This is a genomic window from Mycobacterium sp. NGS59 (genome assembly GCF_059812345.1).
On the sequence record NZ_JCALCN010000002.1, the window covers coordinates 432441 to 448191 of the forward strand.

The 15751-nt window shown below is 67.8% G+C and carries 17 protein-coding genes and 1 pseudogene; 8 read left to right on the forward strand and 10 right to left on the reverse strand.

The features are described from left to right. The first annotated feature begins 2 nt into the window (after nucleotides 1-2). Nucleotides 3-1010, forward strand: a complete 1008-nt coding sequence (locus AC5Y46_RS04630; protein WP_499945524.1) for a glutathione S-transferase family protein — start codon at nucleotides 3-5, stop codon at nucleotides 1008-1010. A gap of 9 nt (nucleotides 1011-1019) precedes the next feature. On the opposite strand, the gene AC5Y46_RS04635 is transcribed toward AC5Y46_RS04630, so the two are convergent. The 3 genes from AC5Y46_RS04635 to AC5Y46_RS04645 all read right to left on the reverse strand — a co-directional run bounded on the left by AC5Y46_RS04635 (nucleotide 1020) and on the right by AC5Y46_RS04645 (nucleotide 4344). Further along, nucleotides 1020-2090: a GGDEF domain-containing protein gene (locus tag AC5Y46_RS04635; RefSeq protein ID WP_499945570.1), complete on the reverse strand. Its 1071-nt coding sequence runs from the start codon at nucleotides 2088-2090 to the stop codon at nucleotides 1020-1022. 98 nt (nucleotides 2091-2188) lie between these two features. Then, nucleotides 2189-2650, reverse strand: coding sequence for a DUF2771 domain-containing protein (locus AC5Y46_RS04640; RefSeq protein ID WP_499945569.1), 462 nt, complete (start codon nucleotides 2648-2650; stop codon nucleotides 2189-2191). Nucleotides 2651-2667: 17 nt separating this feature from the next. Then, nucleotides 2668-4344 (reverse strand): MFS transporter, encoded by a 1677-nt coding sequence (locus tag AC5Y46_RS04645; RefSeq protein ID WP_499945523.1) that lies wholly within the window; start codon nucleotides 4342-4344, stop codon nucleotides 2668-2670. A gap of 136 nt (nucleotides 4345-4480) precedes the next feature. Between AC5Y46_RS04645 and AC5Y46_RS04650 the strand changes: the two are divergent. Further along, nucleotides 4481-5278, forward strand: a pseudogene (locus AC5Y46_RS04650) (DUF3027 domain-containing protein); the annotation flags it as partial. Between the two features lie 257 nt (nucleotides 5279-5535). On the opposite strand, the gene AC5Y46_RS04655 reads toward AC5Y46_RS04650, so the two are convergent. Further along, nucleotides 5536-5991, reverse strand: coding sequence for an SRPBCC family protein (locus tag AC5Y46_RS04655; protein ID WP_499945521.1), 456 nt, complete (start codon nucleotides 5989-5991; stop codon nucleotides 5536-5538). Nucleotides 5992-6019: 28 nt separating this feature from the next. Further along, the gene (locus AC5Y46_RS04660; protein ID WP_499945520.1) at nucleotides 6020-6289 is read right to left on the reverse strand and encodes a DUF2530 domain-containing protein; all 270 of its coding nucleotides are present in this window, start codon (nucleotides 6287-6289) and stop codon (nucleotides 6020-6022) included. A gap of 162 nt (nucleotides 6290-6451) precedes the next feature. Between AC5Y46_RS04660 and AC5Y46_RS04665 the strand changes: the two genes are divergently transcribed. Genes AC5Y46_RS04665 through AC5Y46_RS04675 form a run of 3 tightly spaced genes read left to right on the forward strand, consistent with a single transcriptional unit; the run spans nucleotide 6452 to nucleotide 7979 of the window. Further along, nucleotides 6452-6883 (forward strand): Rv0880 family HTH-type transcriptional regulator, encoded by a 432-nt coding sequence (locus tag AC5Y46_RS04665; protein ID WP_499945518.1) that lies wholly within the window; start codon nucleotides 6452-6454, stop codon nucleotides 6881-6883. Continuing rightward, nucleotides 6880-7707, forward strand: coding sequence for a TrmH family RNA methyltransferase (locus tag AC5Y46_RS04670; RefSeq protein ID WP_499945517.1), 828 nt, complete (start codon nucleotides 6880-6882; stop codon nucleotides 7705-7707). Before AC5Y46_RS04665 ends, AC5Y46_RS04670 begins: the two co-directional genes overlap by 4 nt. Further along, nucleotides 7704-7979 carry a DUF2537 domain-containing protein gene (locus AC5Y46_RS04675; protein ID WP_499945516.1) on the forward strand — a complete coding sequence of 92 codons (276 nt, stop codon included), beginning with the start codon at nucleotides 7704-7706 and terminating at the stop codon, nucleotides 7977-7979. The genes AC5Y46_RS04670 and AC5Y46_RS04675 overlap by 4 nt, the downstream gene beginning before the upstream one ends. Here the strand turns inward: AC5Y46_RS04675 and sepH are convergent. Both sepH and serC read right to left on the reverse strand, forming a co-directional pair. Beyond that, nucleotides 7976-8776, reverse strand: coding sequence for a septation protein SepH (gene sepH, locus AC5Y46_RS04680; RefSeq protein WP_499945514.1), 801 nt, complete (start codon nucleotides 8774-8776; stop codon nucleotides 7976-7978). The two genes, AC5Y46_RS04675 and sepH, sit on opposite strands and share 4 nt — an antisense overlap. An 88-nt stretch (nucleotides 8777-8864) precedes the next feature. Further along, nucleotides 8865-9995, reverse strand: a complete 1131-nt coding sequence (gene serC, locus AC5Y46_RS04685) for a phosphoserine transaminase (protein WP_499945513.1) — start codon at nucleotides 9993-9995, stop codon at nucleotides 8865-8867. A 181-nt stretch (nucleotides 9996-10176) separates the two neighbouring features. On the opposite strand from serC, the gene AC5Y46_RS04690 reads away from it, so the two are divergent. Next, a complete protein-coding gene (locus AC5Y46_RS04690) occupies nucleotides 10177-11202 on the forward strand; it encodes an AurF N-oxygenase family protein (RefSeq protein WP_499945511.1) in 1026 nt (341 codons plus the stop codon). A 19-nt stretch (nucleotides 11203-11221) separates the two neighbouring features. After that, the gene (locus AC5Y46_RS04695) at nucleotides 11222-12913 is read left to right on the forward strand and encodes an FAD-dependent oxidoreductase (protein ID WP_499945510.1); all 1692 of its coding nucleotides are present in this window, start codon (nucleotides 11222-11224) and stop codon (nucleotides 12911-12913) included. 108 nt (nucleotides 12914-13021) lie between these two features. On the opposite strand, the gene AC5Y46_RS04700 is transcribed toward AC5Y46_RS04695, so the two are convergent. Together AC5Y46_RS04700 and AC5Y46_RS04705 are read right to left on the reverse strand one after the other, a co-directional pair. After that, nucleotides 13022-13474, reverse strand: a complete 453-nt coding sequence (locus AC5Y46_RS04700) for a VOC family protein (protein ID WP_499945509.1) — start codon at nucleotides 13472-13474, stop codon at nucleotides 13022-13024. 134 nt (nucleotides 13475-13608) lie between these two features. After that, nucleotides 13609-14730, reverse strand: coding sequence for a citrate synthase 2 (locus AC5Y46_RS04705; protein WP_499945508.1), 1122 nt, complete (start codon nucleotides 14728-14730; stop codon nucleotides 13609-13611). Between the two features lie 105 nt (nucleotides 14731-14835). On the opposite strand from AC5Y46_RS04705, the gene pdxH reads away from it, so the two are divergent. After that, a complete protein-coding gene (gene pdxH / locus AC5Y46_RS04710) occupies nucleotides 14836-15462 on the forward strand; it encodes a pyridoxamine 5'-phosphate oxidase (RefSeq protein ID WP_499945567.1) in 627 nt (208 codons plus the stop codon). Nucleotides 15463-15508: 46 nt separating this feature from the next. On the opposite strand, the gene AC5Y46_RS04715 is transcribed toward pdxH, so the two are convergent. Beyond that, complete coding sequence (locus AC5Y46_RS04715; RefSeq protein WP_499945507.1) at nucleotides 15509-15751, reverse strand: PE family protein; 243 nt, start codon at nucleotides 15749-15751, stop codon at nucleotides 15509-15511.

Consider the following 15751-nt stretch of genomic DNA (forward strand, 5'->3'; position numbering starts at 1 on the left):
GGATGGCTACCTATGTCGCCGGGACCGGCGAATTCAACCGCGACACCGACTACATCACCACCCGCATCACCGCCGACGGGCGCGACGGCTACCCGGTGGAACCCGGCCGGTACCGCCTCGTCGTGGCGCGGGCGTGCCCGTGGGCGAACCGAACCATCATCGTCCGACGGCTACTCGGCTTGGAAGACGTTCTCTCCATTGGCTTTTGCGGTCCCACCCACGACGAACGCAGTTGGACTTTCGATCTCGATCCCGGTGGCGTCGACCCGGTGCTGCAGATCCCGCGACTGCAGGACGCCTACTTCAAGCGGGATCCGAACTATCCCAAGGGAATCACCGTCCCCGCCGTCGTCGACACCGAGTCCGGTGCGGTGGTCACCAACGACTTCGCGCAGATGACGCTGGATTTCTCCACCGAGTGGACCGCCCACCACCGCGAGGGCGCCCCGCAGTTGTATCCCGAAGCGTTGCGCGAGGAGATCGACGAGGTCAGCACCCGGATCTACACCGAAATCAACAACGGGGTGTACCGGTGCGGCTTCGCGGGGTCGGAGGACGCCTACGACGCGGCCTACGACCGGTTGTTCACCGCCCTGGACTGGGTGAGTGAGCGATTGGCCGGGCAGCGATACCTGGTGGGCGACACCATCACCGAGGCCGACGTGCGACTGTTCACCACATTGGCGCGCTTCGACCCCGTCTACCACGGCCACTTCAAATGCAACCGGGCCAAGCTGTCCGAAATGCCGGCGTTGTGGGGCTACGCGCGAGATCTGTTCCAGACACCGGGTTTCGGCGACACCATCGATTTCGTCCAGATCAAGCAGCATTACTACATCGTGCATTCCGACATCAACCCGACCGGCATCGTGCCCAAGGGGCCGGACCTGGCTAACTGGCTGTCGCCGCATGGTCGAGAAGCTCTGGGCGGCAGGCCATTCGGCGATGGGACACCACCAGGGCCGGTGGCGGACGGCGAGCGGGTGCTGCCTGGCCACGGGGCGGACTGACGGACTGCTTCAGTGCTGTGCGGCCTGGTTGCCGCCCCTGGCCTTCGCCGCGTACATCGCGGCGTCGGCCGAGGACACCAGATCGGTCAAGGCGGCTTCGGTGTCGGGCGCAGGTAGGTCGGCCCCGGACAACAGGATGGCGGTGCCGATGCTCGCGGTGATGCCGAACGGCAACGCGGCGATCGCGGCGCATAATTGCGTTGCGCGCGAGGTTGTTTCGCCGGGCGGCCACTGGTCGGCGAAGGCGAACTCTTCGCCGCCCAGCCGGCCGATGAGCGCCTTCTCGGTGGTCCCGTCCTGCAACGTCTTGGCCACCGCTATCAGAGCCGCATCCCCGGTCGGATGACCGTAGCGGTCGTTGAGTTGTTTGAACCGGTCGAGGTCGATGACGCCGATCACCAGATCCGCCGCGCCGTCCCGGCAGCTTTGCAGTGTCTTCTGTGCGCGCAGATAAAACGCCCGACGGTTGAGCAGGCCGGTCAGCGAATCATGGTCGGCGCGGTACGCATCGGGTCCCAGGACCTGACCGGCGACGTACAGCGCTAGCGGCGACGAAAGATTCAGCAGCACCACCAACCAGAACGCGACAAGCGCACCGGCCAAACCGAATTGAGAGACCAGCCCGACGGTCTTGACCGACGCCACCACCACCGAGCAGCCGAAGTTGTAGGCGATGATGCGCGCGGAATGGAACAACGACTGGTGGATCGCCAGCCCGGCGAACGTCGTGCAGCCCAACATGGCCGCCGCGGGATTGCTCTGCGCCAGCACCACCAGGGCGATGCCGGTGCTGGACACGATTGCGAACGTGACCGCCTGACGGTGCGTCGGCCACCGCAGCGCCCACAACAGGGAGTTGGCGGCGGCAAGGACGCCGGCGATCAGCGCCAGCGTCACCGGAATCGTCCCGTGCGGTCCGACCGGGCTCCAGATCGAGCCGATCGCCACCAGGCTCAACGACCCGGCGATGAAGCAGATGCGGGCGCGGATCGCGCGGGTCATGCCCCGTGCTTCGAGGTGCGAGCTCAGCTGCTCGAATTGATCACCCGCGCGCCACCACTGGAGCAGCAACTCCAACATCTGTCTCACGTGGACCACACCGTCGATACGACGCAAGTTTGCTCGGACATGCTAATGCAACAGTCGCACAGCGGATCCGCTCAATTTCACATGCCCGCTCAGGAGACCAGCCGAATCGACCACTCCGCATGCGGAGCCTCCCGTAGTTCACCGTTGTCGACCACCAAGGTCAACAACTGCACGACCACCCCGGTCAGCTTCCCGCGCTGCGGGTCGACGGTGGGGATGGTGACGGCCAGCTGGGTGTGCGGCCGGAACAGCGCGGAGGTGGTGTTCGCCGGGTCTTCGTAGATCTGCAGCAGCCGCCACGGCGCGCGGGAAATGGCTTCGGGCACCGACAGTTGCACCGGGTAGCGTCCGCTGACTCTCAGCTCGCCCTGGGTCTGCGGTGCCTGGCAGTCGTCGAGATTCAGCACGTTGCAGTACACGTACGGCCCTACCCGGGTCAGTTGCCCATTCGAGTAGGCGCTGATCATCGGGAGGTGCGGACCGGTCCTTCGCACCAGCAGCCAGGCGCCGATGCCCGCGCCGGCGGCTAGCAGCAGGATCGCGGCGAGCATCGCCAGCAGCCGAGGCTTCACTGCGGCATACCCGTGGTGCCCTGCCGCCGCGTGCCCTCCTGCTCGACCATCACCGGTCGGTTACCTCCCAGACCCGGGATCAACGAGTGGCCCCGGAAGCTGACCAAAGTCTGGGCGAGTCCCGGGATGAGCAGCGCGCTGACCGCCGTGAACCCCACCCACAATTCGGTGTAGACCAGCACACCGACCGCCCCACCCAGTACCCAGGCCAACTGCAACGTCGACTCCGAGCGCCCGAAACCGGAGGCGCGCGACTCCTCGGGCAGATCGTGCTGCAACGACGCGTCCAATGATGCTTTGGCGATGGCGCTGGCCCCCGACGTGACCAGGGTGGCGACGGCGGCCACGACCCACTCGCCGGCCACCGCGGCAGCCAGCGCGAACGCCGTGACGATCACGGTGCAGCGCACCACCAGCACCGCGGGTCGCCCCAGCTTCAGGCGTGCGCTGGCGAAGTTGCCGGCGAAGTTGCCGATCGCCGCCGCTGCGCCGACCATGCCCAGCATCGCCAGTTGCTCCCACCCGTCGGCGTCGTGGGCCTTGGCGACGAACGCCGGATACAGGAACAGGAACCCGACCATCACCTTGATGGTGCAGTTGCCCCACAGCGAGGTGATGATGTTGCGGCCCAATGGTTGTCGAAGCTTCCCGCCGGACTTCTTGACCTCTTCGGTCCAGCTGCGCCGCTGCGTGTCGCTGTCGCGGTGATAGCTCAGGGTGGCCGGGACTTCGCCGGCGGTCACCTCGACCCAGCTCGGGATCCGCATTGACAGCAGCGCGCCGGCGATGGTGATCCCGACGACCACGAACAGCGCTCCGGGCAATTGCAGCAGGTGGGTGCAGGCGAATTCGACACCCGCGGCGATAGCACCGCCGGCGATGGTGCCGCCGAGCAGGCCGAACACCGTCAGGCGGGAATTGACCCGCACCAGATCGATGCTCGGCGGCATCACCCGTGGAGTCACCGCACTGCGTAGCACGCTGAACGATTTCGAGAGCACCATCATGGCCAGCGCGCAGGGGTACAGAACCCACGACGGGAAGCTGCCGCTGTTGCCGTCGTAGTTCATGATGAGCACCAGCGCCAGAGCGGTGCGCAGCGCGAACGACATCGCCAGCGCGACGCGCCGGCCGTGTTGCAGCTTGTCCAGCGCCGGCCCGATCAGCGGCGCGATCACCGCGAACGGCGCGATCGTAATCAGCAAGTACAGCGCAACTTTCGACTTGCTTTCGCCACTCGCCGCGGCGAAGAACAAGGTGTTGGCCAGGGCGACCGCCATCGCGGAGTCGACGGCGAAGTTGGCCATCACCGGCCAGGTCAGCGCCGTCAGGCCGGACTTGTCGGCGCCGTCGGCGGTGGCGGCGCGCTGCACCATCCAGTACATCCGTGAACCCATCTCACGGCTGCGCATTGCCGCGGCACGGGTGACGGTGATGCGTTCGCCGTTGACGAAGCCGCGCGGCGGCTCGGGCGGAGTGTCGCGCTCGGGAGGCGGATCGTGGTCCAGCGGCGGCAGATAGCGGTTGGAGCTGGGCATGGGTGGTGGGCGGCGAGACCGGCGGTAGTCGACGTCGTCCGCCGGGTAGTTCGCCATCCCGGGATGTTGGTGAAAGGATCCGCCCGGGGTTTTGCCTGGGTCGTGCGGGGTCCGGCGGCCCGGAGGTGGGGCCATGCGGCCCGGATGATCACGCCGCCGTCCTGACACGGTTCAATTCTGTCCTATGGCGGGTGCTGGCGTAGGAAACCGGTGTGGCTGCGCCGACGTGTCTTCCGGCAGTATTGAGTGCGGATCGCAGAGAGGGGAGAGTGTGACCGGACCCATGGAGGAGGCCGTCGACGGCGGCGGTGCCGTGACGATGGCGGCATGGCCCGACGAGCTCGCGGCGGTACTCACGGGCGCCGCTGAGCAGGCCAGGGCCGCTGTCGTGGAATTCAGTGGTCCGGATTCCGTCGGCGACTACCTCGGCGTCAGCTACGAAGATCCCAACACCGCTACGCACCAATTCCTAGCCCACGTGCCCGGTTACCGGGGGTGGCAGTGGGCCGTCGTCGTCGCCAGTTACCCCGGCGGCGACCACGCCACGATCAGCGAGGTGGTGTTGATTCCCGGTCCGACCGCGTTACTGGCACCCGAGTGGGTGCCGTGGGACCAACGGGTGCAGCCCGGCGACCTGGGACCGGGTGACCTGCTGGCGCCGGCCAAGGACGACCCGCGACTGGTGCCCGGCTACAGCGCCACCGGTGACCCGCAATTGGACGAGGTCGCCGTCGAACTCGGGTTGGGCCGGCGCTGGCTGATGAGCCCGTGGGGCCGCGCGGACGCCGCCGAACGCTGGCACGAGGGCGAGTACGGACCCGACTCGGCGATGTCACGCTCGACCAAGCGGGTGTGCCGCGACTGCGGTTTCTTCCTGCCCCTGGCCGGATCGCTGGGCTCGATGTTCGGGGTCTGCGGCAACGAACTGTCCGCGGACGGGCACGTGGTGGACAAGCAGTACGGGTGCGGCGCGCACTCGGACACGCCCGCCCCGGCCGGTACCGGCTCGCCGATGTACCAGCCGTACGACGACGGGGTGCTGGAGATCGTCGAGCAACCGGTGTCCGCGGCAGAGGAACCGGCCGTCCCAGGCGCAGATGCCTTTGCGGAGGTGGCTGAGGTTCCAACGGAGGCCGGGGTTCCTACCGAGCCTGTCGCTTCGGACGAGTCTGCTTCGGACGAGCCTGCTTCGGACGAGCCGGCAGCCCCGGACGAGCCTGTAGCTTCGGACGAGCCTGCCGCCCCGGGCGAGCCTGCCTCGGACGAGCCTGCCGCCCCGGACGAGCCTGCCCCGGACGAGCCCACCGCTTCGACGGAACCGTCCGGCTAGCCTTTCTCGGCGGCGGCCTTGATATTGGCCAGCGAGGTGTTCATCCCTTCGACCAGTTCACGTTCGAAGCTGGTGTTCCCACCGAGTAGCGCCTTGACGGTGATGCTCGAGAACGCGGTGACGCCGTTTTCGGCGTGACGGGTCTCCGTCAACCTGGTGCCGTCACCTTGCGGTTCGAGTTCATAGCTCCAGATGGTGCGGTTGGCGTCGACCCGGAACGCCAGCTTCTTCTCCGGAACCACTTCGACGACCGTGCTGGTGGTCGGCCAGAACAGCCGGTTGCGACGGTTGAAGTTCAGGGTGCGGGTGCCGGGGCGCAGCGGGCCGAAAGGTCGCATCCAGCGACATTGTGGACTCCACTGCGGCATTCGGCGGAAATCGGAAATGAGCTCCCATACCTTCGCCGGCGGGGCATCGATGTCGATATGTGTTTGTAAGAGTGGTGTTGCCATATGTCCTCCCAAGGGTGCGCAACTGCTACTACTGGTCGAGATAGTTCTCCAGCCCGGCCTGCGCGCCGCGAGCGCCGCGACGTGCGGCGGCCAGCTGCCAGACGAAGATGCTGGTGCCGAGCACTCCGACGCCGAGACCGGCGAGCGCGATCGGCCGCCAACTGTGCAGTCCGGGCACCAGGAACGCCGCAACCGTAGCGATCACCCAGCCGGCCGCACCGACCATGACGACCGGCCATACCTGCAACCAAGCCCGCGGCAGCGGAGGGGGTTCGGGATCGTACGACTCGACGTTCATCGCGTCTCAACATAACGCGCCGTCATTGCAAGTCCACAGGCCGCCGAGAGTGAAGCCCACGACAGGTACCCGGCGCGTCGCGTCGTGCTTTCCACACTCGATGCGCCGCCGGGTTCGCCGTTTCTCATCCACGTTTCTCGGGTTCCGTTGTAACCTCGCGCTGTGCCTGACAGCGATGCGCGGCTGGCCGCCGATCTGTCGTTGGCGGTCATGCGGCTGTCGCGCCAGCTCCGGTTCCGGAACCCGTCCTCGCCGGTGTCGCTGTCCCAGCTGTCGGCGCTGACGACGCTGGCCAACGAGGGTGCGATGACACCCGGCGCCCTGGCGATCCGCGAACGGGTCCGGCCGCCGTCCATGACCAGGGTCATCGCGTCGCTGGCCGACGAAGGCCTGGTGGACCGCGCCCCGCACCCGGTCGACGGTCGACAGGTGCTGGTTTCGGTGTCCGAGTCCGGCGCCGAGCTGGTCAGGGTGGCCCGCCGCGCCCGTCAGGAGTGGCTCGCCGAGCGCCTGGCGAAGCTGGACGACGGCCAACGCGACATCCTGCGCAGCGCAGCCGATCTGATGTCGGTCCTGGTCGACGAAAGCCCGTGACAATCGACGTCCAGGACATCGCCGATCCCGACGACCCGCGCCTCGACGACTTTCGTGACCTCAACAGCGTCGACCGCCGCCCGGACCTACCGACCGGCAAGGGCCTGGTGATCGCCGAGGGCGTGCTGGTGGTGCAGCGCATGTTGGCGTCGCGCTTCACTCCGCGTGCCCTGCTGGGCACCGACCGGCGGCTGGCTGAACTCGAACACGATCTGGTCGGCAGCCCGGCGCCTTATTACCGCGTCTCGGCCGAGGTGATGGCGCAGGCCGTCGGCTTCCACCTCAACCGTGGCGTATTGGCGGCGGCGCGCCGTGTCCCCGAGCCGACCGTCGCCGAGGTGATCCAAGGCGCCCGCACCGTGGCCGTGCTCGAAGGAGTCAACGACCACGAGAATCTGGGCTCGATCTTCCGCAACGCGGCCGGGCTGGGTGTCGACGCCGTGATCTTCGGCAGCGGCTGCGCCGACCCGCTCTACCGCCGCGCGGTGCGGGTTTCCATGGGTCACGCGTTGCTGGTGCCTTACGCCCGGGCCGCCGAATGGCCCGCAGACCTGCGGCTACTGAAGGAACACGGCTTCCGGTTGTTGGCGCTGACACCGCAGGGTGACGCCGGCTCCCTGTTCGAGGTGATGGGCGCGGTCACCGACGAACCGGTCGCGCTGTTGGTCGGCGCCGAGGGACCGGGCTTGACGACGGCAGCGCTGCGGATCAGCGACGCGCGCGTCCGCATTCCGATGTCGCGCGGCACCGACTCGCTGAACGTCGCCACCGCGGCGGCGCTGGCGTTCTACGAGCGGACGATCCCCGATAGGCTTCGCACGTGAGCGACGAACCCGTCCCGTGGGGCACGGGTTTGGCGGTCGCCGCCTTCGTCGCCGCGGTCACCGGCGCCGCGATCGTGGTACTCAGCCTCGGGTTGATGCGAGTGCACCCGCTGCTGGCGGTCGGCCTCAACATCGTGGCGGTCGGCGGGCTGGCGCCGACGTTCTGGGGTTGGCGGCGCACCCTGGTGCTGCGTTGGTTTGTGCTGGGCGCCGGAGTCGGCGTCGTAGCAGCGTGGGTGGCGTTGATCGCGGTGGTGTTGCGGGGCGGCTAGCGCTGTCCGCTTGACCGCACGCCGAGCAGCACGTCCTCCCAGGCCGGGATGGCCGGCTTGCCTCGGCGGCTGCCGGTTGGCTGTTCGGTGGGCGTACCCGGTCCCGTTGCTGCCGGTGGGCTCGGCGCCGGCGCCGGCTCCAGCGCCTCGGGTATGGGTACGGGTTCGGGCTCGAAGGCCAGGTGGGCCACGGGTGCCAACTGGCGCGGTTTGAAGTCGGGGTCGATGAGTTCGGTCGCCGCGTCGTCGATCGCGGTGACCATGCCGCCGTGCGCACCCGGCGTGAAGCGGAAATGCGCGCGGTTGTCCGACCGCCCGGCCTGCCACCCCAACTGAACCGTCCAGCGGCTGTCCTCGTTGCGCCACGCGTCCCAGCTGAGCCGCTCCGCGCTCAACCCACGCGCCACCAGCGCGGCGGTGACGGTTTCCAGCAGCGTCAGCACCGCGGGGCCATCGGCCAGGACCGGATGCGCAGCCGTTGCCAGCTCCGCCGCGCGGAAGCGTTCCAGCAGCACCGGGTTGGCGAAACGCTGGATCCGCGCGAGGTCGGATCCCGACGCGGCGGCCACCTGTTCCACTGATGCCCCGGCCCGGATCCGGGCCTGAATCTCCTTGGGGCTCAACATGTTCGTGACGTCGATGTCGAGTGCGGGCTGCTCGGCCGGCAGTTTTTCGCCGTTCATCGCAGCCCGCAGGCGGTCGTCGGCGGGCAGCCTGAACTTCTCGGCCGAGTTGGCCCCCTCGCAGAGGACGTATTTGCCGTCGGGGTCGAGCCCAACCACTTTGAGTTCCCGCATGGCTTCTCCTCGCAGGTCAGCGCCGGACCCGTTACGTGCGCACTCTAGTGCGCCAGACGTCGTTAACGTCGCTGACACGCGGGCGTGGCTAGAGTCGCTCGACCACCCAGTCGATGCAGGCGGTCAACGCGCTGATGTCGTCGGGATCCACGGCCGGGAACATCGCGATGCGCAGTTGGTTGCGTCCGAGCTTGCGGTACGGCTCGGTGTCGACGATGCCGTTGGCTCGCAATGTCTTGGCCACCGCCGCAGCGTCGACCTCGTCGGCGAAGTCGATCGTGCCGACCACCTGTGAGCGCAACGCCGGGTCGGCGACGAACGGGGTGGTGTAGGAGCGTTCCTCGGCCCACGAGTACAACCGCTGCGACGAGTCCGCGGTGCGTTTGACCGCCCAGTCCAGGCCGCCGTTGCCCAGCAGCCAGTCGAGTTGTTCGGCCATGAGCGCCAGAGTTGCGACCGCCGGGGTGTTGTAGGTCTGATTCTTGACGCTGTTTTCGATCGCGATCGGCAGCGACAGGAAGTCGGGCACCCAACGCCCCGACGCGGCGATCGCCTCGACCCGGGCCAGCGCCGCCGGGCTCATCACGGCCAGCCACAGACCACCGTCGCTGGCGAAGTTCTTCTGCGGCGCGAAGTAGTAGGCGTCGACCTCGGTGATGTCCACCGGCAGTCCGCCCGCTGCCGAGGTCGCGTCGATGACCACCAGCGCGTCACCGGCATCGCCGGGGCGGCGTACCGGCACAGCGACACCCGTCGACGTCTCGTTCTGCGCCCAGGCGATCACGTCGACGGACGGGTCCGACTGCAGCTCGGGTGCGCTGCCCGGGTCCGCTTTGACGATGATCGGGTCGCCCACGAACGGGTTCTTGGCGACGCCGGAGGCGAATTTCGCGCTGAACTCGCCGTAGGTGAGGTGCAGCGAGCGCTTGTCGATCAGACCGAACGCGGCGGCGTCCCAGAAGGCCGTCGCCCCGCCGTTGCCCAGGATCACCTCGTAGCCGTCAGGGGTGGAGAACAGCTGGGCAACACCTTCGCGAACTCGGCCAACCAGGTTCTTGACCGGCGCCTGGCGGTGCGACGTGCCGAACAACTCGGCGGCCGTAGTGGTCAGCGCTTGCAATTGCTCGGGTCGCACCTTGGAGGGTCCGCAGCCGAACCTGCCGTCGCGCGGTTTGAGGTCGGCGGGGATCTCGAGTGAAGTCGGGAGCTGGTCAGCCATGGTGACCAGGGTAGTGAGCGGGGCCGGGGCGACGACCAAGCGGGCCGAGCTGTGACCTGAGCCACACCCGATGCGATATGCGGCCTAGGCCACAGTCGATCCGACGGCTCTGGAAAATTCCCAGTACCGGCGGTACCGTATTTCCTATCCGTCCGATCTGAACCTCGTTGGGGAGGCTTGAATGGCTAGGACGCGCATGGTTCGACGTTGGCGCCGCAACATGGAAGTGCGGGACGACGCGGAGTACGTGGAAATGCTCGCCACACTGTCCGAGGGGTCGGTGCGGCGGAACTTCAATCCGTACACCGATATCGATTGGGAGTCACCGGAGTTCGCCGTCACTGACAACGATCCCCGGTGGATCCTCCCGGCCACCGACCCGCTGGGTCGCCACCCCTGGTATCAGGCGCAGCCCGACGACGTGAAGATCAAGATCGGCATGTGGCGCCAGGCCAACGTGGCCAAGGTGGGTCTGCACTTCGAGTCCATCCTGATCCGCGGGCTGATGAACTACACCTTCTGGGTGCCCAACGGCTCCCCGGAGTACCGCTACTGCCTGCACGAGTCGGTCGAAGAGTGCAACCACACCATGATGTTCCAGGAGATGGTGAACCGCGTCGGCGCCGACGTTCCTGGGATGCCGCGCCGGCTGCGCTGGATCTCGCCGATCATCCCGCTGGCCGCGGGTCCGTTGCCGGTGCTCTTCTTCATCGGCGTGCTGGCCGGTGAAGAGCCGATCGACCACACCCAGAAGCAGGTGCTGCGCGAAGGCAAGTCGCTGCACCCGATCATGGAACGGGTCATGGCCATCCACGTGGCCGAGGAAGCGCGGCACATCTCGTTCGCGCACGAGTTCCTGCGCCGCCGACTGCCGAATCTGACTCGCCGGCAACGCTTCTGGGCGTCCCTGGCCTTCCCGCTGGTCATGCGCACGCTCTGCAACGCGATTCTGATTCCGCCCAAGGCGTTCTGGCAGGAGTTCGACATCCCGCGCTCGGTGAAGAAGGAACTGTTCTTCCGGTCCCCGGAGTCGCGGAAATGGTTGCGCGACATGTTCTCCGACGTGCGCATGCTGGCCTACGACACCGGGTTGATGGAGAACCGCTCGGCCCGGCTGATGTGGCGGATCTGCAAGATCAACGGCAAGCCGTCGCGCTACCGCAGCGAACCGCAGCGTCAGCACCTGTCCGCCGCGCCGGCCGCCTAGGGAGTTCGCGAGTCAGGTTATGCCGCACGTCATCACCCAATCGTGCTGCAATGACGGGTCCTGCGTGTTCGCGTGCCCGGTCAATTGCATCCACCCGTCCCCCGACGAACCAGGCTACGCAACGTCGGAGATGCTCTACATCGACCCGGTGGCCTGCGTGGACTGCGGCGCGTGTGTGAGCGCCTGCCCGGTCGGGGCGATCGTGCCCGACAGCCGGCTGGACCTCAGGCAACTGCCGTTCGTGGAGATCAACGCGTCGTTCTACCCGGAACGGCCCGCCGGTGAGAAGCTGCCGCCCACCTCCAAGCTGGCGCCGGTGCTGCCGGCGGCCGAGGTGCGCGCGCACGACCGGCCGCTGACGGTGGCCGTCGTGGGCTCGGGGCCGGCGGCGATGTATGCCGCCGACGAGCTGTTGGTCCAGCACGGCGTGCGGGTCAACGTCTTCGAGAAACTGCCCACGCCTTATGGTTTGGTGCGGGTCGGGGTGGCGCCCGACCACCAGCACACCAAGCGGGTCACCACGCTGTTCGACCGGGTCACCGGCGACCGTCGGTTCCGCTTCTTTCTCAACGTCGAGGTCGGGAAGCACGTCAGCCACGCCGAGCTGATGCAGCATCACCACGCCGTACTGTACGCGGTGGGGGCGCCCAACGACCGTCGTCTGGACATCGACGGGATGGGTCTGCCAGGCACCGACACCGCCACCGAGTTGGTCGCCTGGATCAACGGTCACCCCGAATTCGCCGGTCTGCCAATCGATCTGAGCCACGAGCGGGTGGTGATCGTCGGCAACGGCAACGTCGCTCTGGATGTTGCGCGCGTGCTCACCGCAGACCCCGACGATCTGGCTCGCACCGACATCGCCGACCACGCGCTCAAGGCGTTGCGCAAATCGGCCGTGCGGGAGGTGGTGATCGCAGCCCGCCGGGGTCCGGCGCACTCGGCTTTCACGCTGCCGGAGCTGGTCGGTCTCACCGGTGCGGCCGACGTCGTGCTCGACCCCGGTGACCACCGCAAGGTGCTCGACGATCTGGAGACCGCGACGGATCCGTTGACGCGCAACAAACTTCGAATCCTCAGCACCCTGGGCGACGGGACTGTCCCGGCGTCGCGACCGCGCATCCGGCTCGCCTACGGTCTTACCCCGCAACGCGTTGTGGGGGAGGGGCACGCAACCGGAATCGAGTTCACCGTCACCGGCACCGAGGAGGTGCGCCGGCTCGACGCGGGCCTGGTGTTGACGTCGATAGGCTACCGCGGCAATGCAATTCGCGATCTCCCGTTCGACGAGCGGGCCGGCGTCGTGCCCAACGACGGCGGCCGCGTCGTCGATCCCGGCACTGGCCGGTCCGTCCCCGGCGCCTACGTCGCCGGGTGGATCAAGCGCGGACCGACCGGGTTCATCGGCACCAACAAGTCGTGCTCGATGCAGACCGTCGCGGCGCTGGTCGCCGACTTCAACGCGGGCAAGCTGACCGATCCGACGGCAGGGCGCGCGACGCTGGCCCAGCTGGTGGCGGCGCGTCAGCCCGACGTCGTCGACTCCGCAGGCTGGCGTGCCATCGACGACGCGGAGGTAGCGCGCGGCAGCCGAGACGGCCGGCCGCGCAACAAGTTCACCGCGGTTGACGACATGCTCGCGGTCGCCGCGACCGCCGCGCCGCAGACGTCGTCGTTCCCCCGACGCCTGCTGGCACGGCTACGCGGCTAGGGTCGACGGCGGCGACCCGCTTCGCCCGGCTTCGCCGCGCTTGCGATCGCCGCTAGGGTCGACGGCGGCGACCCGCTTCGCCCGGCTTCGCCGCGCTTGCGATCGCCGCTAGGCCTGCGCGGACATCGCCTGCTGGATTTCCTCCATGCTGACCTCGCGTACCGGCTGTCCCAGCGACCAGTTGTGCCCGAACGGATCGGCCAGCACGCCGTAGCGGTCTCCCCAGAACTGGTCCTCGAGCGCCATCACCACCGTCGCGCCGGCGTCGACGGCTTTCTGGAACTTGTTGTCGACATCCGTCACCGTCAGATGGATGGTGACCGGGGTGCCGCCCAGTGACTTGGGCGTCATCGACTGGCCGTTACACATCTCCGGGAAGTCGTCGTTGAGCATGACGGTGGAGCCGTTGATCTTCACCGCGGCGTGGATCAACTTGCCGTCTGGGCCGGGTACGCGACCAAGCTCTTCGGCACCGAAAGCCTTGACGTAGAAGTCGATCGCAGCGGCGGCGTCGTCGACGACGAGGTGGGGGATCACTGCGGGTTCGATGTTGATGGCCATGGACTCTCCTCGGGTTGTTGGTATCGCCCGCGCGGGGCTGCACAGGTACAGACCGGGCGCGCAGACAAAACTCATCGGACGTCCGCGAGGCTAACCAGGCCCACCGACAAGTGGGACCTACCGCAACCCGGCGCTCACACCGTCGTGAGGACCCGGTCCCAGCCTTCGATGGACTCAGGGCTGCGCGGACCCGGACCGACATAAACGGCCGACGGGCGGACCAGCTTGCCGAGTCGCTTCTGTTCGAGGATGTGCGCGCACCATCCTGCGGTGCGTCCGCAGGTGAACATCGCCGGCATCATGTTGGCCGGCACCTTGGCGAAGTCCAGGATGACCGCGGCCCAGAACTCGACATTCGTCTCGATCGGCCGGTCCGGGCGGCGTTCGCGCAACTCGGCCAGCGCGGCCTGCTCCAGCGCGACGGCCACTTCGTAGCGGGGCGCACCCAGCCGCTTAGCGGTCGCTCGCAGCACCCGCGCCCGTGGATCCTCGGCGCGGTACACCCGGTGGCCGAAGCCCATCAGCTTCTCGCCGCGGTCCAGGATCCCTTTGACCAGGCCACGCGCGTCGTCGGTGCGCTCGACCTCTTCGATCATCGGCAGCACCCGCGCCGGCGCCCCACCGTGCAGCGGGCCGCTCATCGCGCCGATCGCCCCGGACAGGCACGCGGCCACGTCAGCGCCGGTCGAGGCGATCACCCGCGCGGTGAAGGTCGAGGCGTTCATCCCGTGCTCGGCCGCCGACACCCAGTAGGCATCGATCGCCTCGATGTGCCTGGGGTCCGGCTCGCCTTGCCAGCGGGTCATGAAACGCGCTGTGACGGTAGGGCATTCGTCGATGATCCGCTGGGGGACGGCCGGGTGATAGATACCGCGACCGGACTGCGCGACGTAAGACAGCGCCATCACCGACGCGCGCGCCAGTTGGTCGCGGGCCGTGGGTTCGTTGGTGTCCAGCAACGGCTTGTAGCCCCAGATGGGTGCCAGCATCGCCAGACCCGCCTGCACGTCCACCCGCACGTCACCGGTGTGGATCGGCAGCGGGAACGGCTCGGCCGGTGGCAGCCCTCGGCCGAAGTCGCCGTCGACCAGCAGCGCCCACACGTCACCGAAGTGGACCCCCTGGCCCACCAGATCCTCGATGTCGACGCCGCGGTAGCGCAGCGCGCCGCCGTCTTTGTCCGGCTCGGCGATCTTGGTCGTGAAGGCCACCACGCCTTCCAGACCTGGGACAAAATCCTCGGGGATCACAGTCATGGGCAGATTCTCGCACCCGACCCCCGCACGGTTACTACCGGCCAGTAACAACCGCCGAGTAGCGTTGGCCGGGTGACCGGATCTGACTGGCAGCGCTTGGCCGGGATGCGGGTGGAGTACGGATCCGCGGAGAAGGACGGCAGTGCCGACCTCGATGCCGACTGGCTGGCCGATGGCTGGCTTGCTTTGTTCCGCAAGTGGATGGACGACGCATGGCAGGCCGGGGTGGCGGAGGCCAACGCGATGGTCGTGGCCACCGTTGCCGACGGGCGGCCGGTGAGCCGGACGGTGTTGTGCAAGAACGCCGACGAGAGCGGGATCAGCTTCTACACCAACTACGACTCGGCCAAGGGGATCGAACTCGGGGTGACGCCCTATGCCTCGGCGACGTTTCCCTGGTATCTCCTGGGCCGACAGATTCACATCCGGGGCCCGGTGAGCAAGGTCGCTCCCGAGGTCACCCAGGATTACTGGTCGAAACGGCCGCGCGGTTCCCAGCTGGGCGCCTGGGCGTCACACCAGTCGCAGCCGATTGCCTCGCGTGCCGCGTTGCTGGACCAGCTGGCGGAGGTGACCGAGCGGTTCGCTGACACCGAGCACATCCCGGTGCCGCCGAACTGGGGCGGTTATCTGATCGCACCGCAGGTCGTGGAGTTTTGGCAGGGCCGAGAAGACCGGGTGCACAACAGGATTCGGGTGATTGGTGGTCAGGTCGAGCGACTGCAGCCCTGAGTTCTGCTCACCGTGTCCCGATGCCTCAGTCGCATCCTCCCGGCCATTACGGCGGACCGGCGAGCCCGTCCAGTCCGCGAAATAGCCGGCCGTTGCCGCCGGCACCGCCACTGCTTGGCAAGGCGAGGCCTGGCCCACCGTTGCCGCCGTTGCCGATGAGCGGGCGCTGCCAGCACCGCCGTGGTTTGAACCGTCGCGGCCGCGTCGGCTGCACCGATCGCCACTGGATGCCGGCCAAATCCGTTGCCGCCGAACTGATTATCTCCGGGACCGCAATCAAGGACGACAT